Source organism: Microvirga sp. P5_D2 (assembly GCF_054049475.1).
On sequence record NZ_JBFUMH010000274.1, the window covers coordinates 1 to 4,067 of the forward strand.

Genomic DNA, 4,067 nt, shown 5'->3' on the forward strand with positions numbered 1-4,067 from the left:
GGTGACGAAGATGAACTGCTCGATTCAAGATGAACTGCTCGATTCCGGCGGCGCGCGCCTCGTCCACCACGTGCTGAACCACGGGGCGGTCCACGACGCACATCATCTCCTTCGGAACGGCCTTGGTGGCCGGAAGAAAACGGGTGCCGAGACCGGCAACGGGGAGGACTGCTTTGCGAATGCGCTTCATTGAGTAAGCCATGTTTGGGCAGGAGTAGGCATGTGTTACAGGTGGATTGATCGCCACCTGTCAAGCTTATTGTTCGAAGCGTTCTCAGACTGCGCCTGCCGTTCAATCGCTACAGACATAGGCGCCCCAGTCGCTAGGGCTCGATCTCCTTCCCAGAGACTGATCGGCTCATCAAGAGATTCGGATGAGTGGGCACAGATCCACCTCTTGCGACGCTGTCGGGGACCAATGAGCCGAGGCTCACTCATGATAGAGGTGACCCACCAGCCTGCAGATCCTCACCTGCGAAATGGTTCAAACATGCGAACCGATTTCCCGTTGTGCTAAGCAGTTTTAGGCGAAGGCTGCTCCGCCCACATCGGAAAGACACTCACGAGCCGCAGGATGATGCAGGGCTATGGCACGAACGTGGAGACAATGTCGCCTCATTCAGTCCAGGCCAATCCAACGAACGCGTGACATAGCCTGGACATTTCCTGACCTCCATCGAGCACTGTCCTCGCTGAGGAGCATGAGAGCCCTCCGTCCTCCTGAGGACCCTCTCCGCTCGAACATGAAGGCCACGAACATCCAAAGCCAGCCCCAGCTTAGAGTAGGCCTGAAATCGTGGGGCCATGCTCCGAAGCATTCGTCGTTTTTACCATTTCATCGTACGCATCAGCCTTGCGGCGGAGTTCTTCCAATCTCCCTATGATCGATACCGCCATTTCGCGCCGACGACTGAGTGCGGCCTCATCCTCTGCTGTTTTCTCTTGTTGCTGCTTGTAGTCAAATCCATGGGCTCGCCKCTCGCCCTCCTGGGCCATCAACAGTGCCCTGGTAGCCTTCTCGACGATGGTGAACAATTTTGCGGCTAACGAAACGCGGCTCTCGAGACCCGTTAGATCGTGGCCGACGAGATCCTTGAGGAAGCCAGGCTTCTCTCCCTTGAGAAGGCGGAAGGCGTCCTCCCGCACGGCGGACACATTGGTCCAAGCCGCCTTCTGCCGTTGCAGAAGAGCCGTGCGCGGATCGAGGTGATCCGGCGCGCTCGCCCTCCCCTTCTTCGACGGATCTGGAGGTTCGCCCTGAGTTGGCCGGTCCGCCCGGGGATGGCCTTGATCCGGGCCGCAGCGAACCCAACCGCATTGTTTGGCCCGACCCGAGATCCGGGCACGTGACACGTTAAATGTTCGAGCTATCGCACTGACAGACGTTCCATCAGTGTATTGCTGCGCGATCTCGTCCCAGATATCTGTTCGCGTCGTCAAAGCAGCCCCCATCCATCTCATCGTTCACCATGAGATAACCGGCCCCGGGGGTAGTGCGGAAGAGGCCGTCCGATGCTCGGGGCTGGACCGGAGAGCAGGAGCCCAGACCCGCAGTGTATCCCGGATTGCACCCGCTCCCCCTCAGGATTGCGCCCAGAGGCTGCTCAAGTCGGGTAACTCGCTTACGGCACCCTGACCGATCCTGGTGCGCGCCGCACGCCCCTAAAGCGATTTTGGCGTGAATTTGAAGCAGGTAAGTCGAGCTGTGCCTGCTTTAGCGGAGATCAGCGCTGTAACATCGGAGGCTGCCCGTTCGATCGGAACATTCCCTTGATTTCCCCAAACTTTGACTGAACCGAACATTCGACGGTAGCCACAGCCCCAGAGAATGGGTCGGAAAACCTACAGTCTCCTGAAGCAGGAGAGCCCTCATTCCCGACCATGACAAAGAACACCGGAAGAATGGCATCCCCGCCCGTGAGGGGCCTGACTGCACGACCATTGCCTCTAAATCCAATCTTCCTGTTCGATGACGAAAAGATGAAGGTAACCGACCCATCGTCAAGAGTGACACTGGCGACTTCGTTTTTGCATCTTTCCTCCCTGTTAGCCGAAGACAGCTTCAAGCAGGCTCCTCGAAGAATTGCTATACCGGGGGCACCAGGGCTGTTTTGCGCTATGGCATCCCATGAAAGAAGCGCAAAGGCTAAAGCTAATAGCGATGTGACGAGTTTCATAAATTCATCTCTCGGCAGGTAGAGCCAGCAAATTGCAGCCGCATGGTACAGCATGCACTTTCACGATCCTGATAAGGATGTCCAAAATAGATGCTGGTCGAAGCTGGTTCAGGCACGCCGGTTTTTGTCCTACATTGATCTAAAAATTGCATTAGCGTGGAACGACCCGCCCCGAGACAGTCCGCTTCCAGGGGCTGTTGCGCCCGAAGGGCAACGGCCGCTTTGAGACCTCCGCGCCGATATGCCGGATCTTCTGCCGCTTCGCCTCGGCCGTCCGGCGATGGTCATCCCGCGTTTTATCGCGGGCACACGCCTCATGCGCTGGCCCCATGTTGGACAGATCATCCACGCCGCCCAGTTCCAGGGCTCGCACGTGCTCGGCGATCCACCGCTCGCGAACTCCATCGATGGAGCCTCCACACACCACGCACCGACCGCCGGTTCTCTCCCAGACGGCAAGCCGCCGATGGGGGGTGAGCTTGCGGCGAACGGTCGTGCCCATGTCCTCGGTCGCAACAAAGGGCATGTGAGACCTCCGTCAGACATCAGGCGAATAAGTGGGATCGTGCTCAGGTTGACCATGCCCGCTCTCTCCCCTGAGCACCGCCAGGATCTGCCGGAACAAGCCCTCCTGTTCGGCATGCAGAGCGTCCCAGGCTGCCAGCAGATCGGTGAGTTGGCGCTCCCTGGCGACATCGGCTGGAGCAAGGCGCACCTGCAGGCCCAGTGAGGCAACGGTAGCGGGTCTGCGGTTGGGCCGAGGTGGTGTTGGCGGGTGCAGACGGCGAAGCCGACACGGGCCTGGTGCTTCGGTCATGGCAAGTCTCCTGAAACGGGCCTGCGCCCCATTCTGTGCGGGATGACATTCGGTCGAACGTTTGCGATGGCTCGGGCTATCGCACGGGGCTTTGGCGGGCTTCACCGAGCGAGGGCCAGACACAGCAGCGCCTCTCGATGGCGCTGCTCGATCGGTTGAAACGACAAGGGCAAGTCGGCAACCACAAGATAATCCCTGCTTTGATTGGAACAATCGAATGTAAAATCATAGGAAAACTCCAATATCAACTGGACTTATACTATCGTGATTCGCCTGTATTTTCAATGTTTTACGCCAATTTACTCTCTGCTCCGAAATCGATGCTTGAATTCCGGGAAGCAGTCGCGCGAGATCGCTCCCCTTCCACTGACTGAACGAAAGCCTCGCGTCAGTCTGGGACGTCCTGGTCCGTTCAATTGCCCGCTGAGAACAAAGATTGGGCCATCTCGGCCCGCGGTTTGACAATGGCTTTCCTGAGCCGTGCAGAAGCCGCCCGCGATCCAGTTTTTCATGAAGAACGGAGCGGCCCCAGCGTGTCTCCGCCATCCCATCGGCCGCGGGAMCAGCATCAGCACCCACGGCCCGATCCCCACCCCTGGAGGACCTCCAACAGGACCGCACTGCCGCTGTGAAGCGTGCCGACACGCCCCAGGCGTTCACGCTTCATCAAGCTCATTCAGCATCTGCCGTGAGCGCTGTAACAAGGCACTTACCGCGCGACGCTGCTCCATCATGTCCCGCGTGTGCGTCCCCGCCTTGAGTGCATTCTGGTTGCCGTGCGGGGCTCCCGATCCCGCAGACCCCCCGTGCATGCGACACCGCCGCTTGCCCTGAACGGCCGGAGCCTGACACGACAGGCCCGAGCGCGTCCGAGCCCCACAGCGGGGGCTCAGGCGCATCGGCCCGGTGTTGCGTGGATGCTCAGATCCAGTCCGACCCTCGGTCATCGAAGATCTCCTCCACAGGGGGCCGTTTGAGGCGCTCATCCTCGAACGGCAGGGCTGCCGGAGAATTCTCCGCAAGCCTCGCCACCGGCTGATGATCAATGACTTGAGCGACGGACGGCCCAGAGC

At 59.4% G+C, this 4,067-nt stretch carries 6 protein-coding genes; 1 reads left to right on the plus strand and 5 read right to left on the minus strand.

The window, feature by feature from the left end:
* The 4 genes from ACXJKO_RS30210 to ACXJKO_RS30225 form a co-directional block, all read right to left on the minus strand.
* On the minus strand, nucleotides 1-190 hold a 190-nt coding region (locus tag ACXJKO_RS30210), incomplete at its 3' end, for a sugar phosphate nucleotidyltransferase (RefSeq protein WP_457094711.1).
* 587 nt (nucleotides 191-777) lie between these two features.
* Nucleotides 778-1,146, minus strand: coding sequence for a hypothetical protein (locus ACXJKO_RS30215; RefSeq protein ID WP_457094712.1), 369 nt, complete (start codon nucleotides 1,144-1,146; stop codon nucleotides 778-780).
* A gap of 1,182 nt (nucleotides 1,147-2,328) precedes the next feature.
* On the minus strand, nucleotides 2,329-2,703 hold the full coding sequence (locus tag ACXJKO_RS30220) for an HNH endonuclease (RefSeq protein WP_457094713.1): 375 nt from the start codon (nucleotides 2,701-2,703) through the stop codon (nucleotides 2,329-2,331).
* A 12-nt stretch (nucleotides 2,704-2,715) separates the two neighbouring features.
* On the minus strand, nucleotides 2,716-2,994 hold the full coding sequence (locus tag ACXJKO_RS30225; protein WP_457094714.1) for a hypothetical protein: 279 nt from the start codon (nucleotides 2,992-2,994) through the stop codon (nucleotides 2,716-2,718).
* Nucleotides 2,995-3,131: 137 nt separating this feature from the next.
* On the opposite strand from ACXJKO_RS30225, the gene ACXJKO_RS30230 reads away from it, so the two are divergent.
* The gene (locus tag ACXJKO_RS30230) at nucleotides 3,132-3,368 is read left to right on the plus strand and encodes a hypothetical protein (protein ID WP_457094715.1); all 237 of its coding nucleotides are present in this window, start codon (nucleotides 3,132-3,134) and stop codon (nucleotides 3,366-3,368) included.
* Nucleotides 3,369-3,650: 282 nt separating this feature from the next.
* On the opposite strand, the gene ACXJKO_RS30235 is transcribed toward ACXJKO_RS30230, so the two are convergent.
* Complete coding sequence (locus ACXJKO_RS30235; protein WP_457094716.1) at nucleotides 3,651-3,980, minus strand: HGGxSTG domain-containing protein; 330 nt, start codon at nucleotides 3,978-3,980, stop codon at nucleotides 3,651-3,653.
* Between the last annotated feature and the right edge of the window lie 87 nt (nucleotides 3,981-4,067).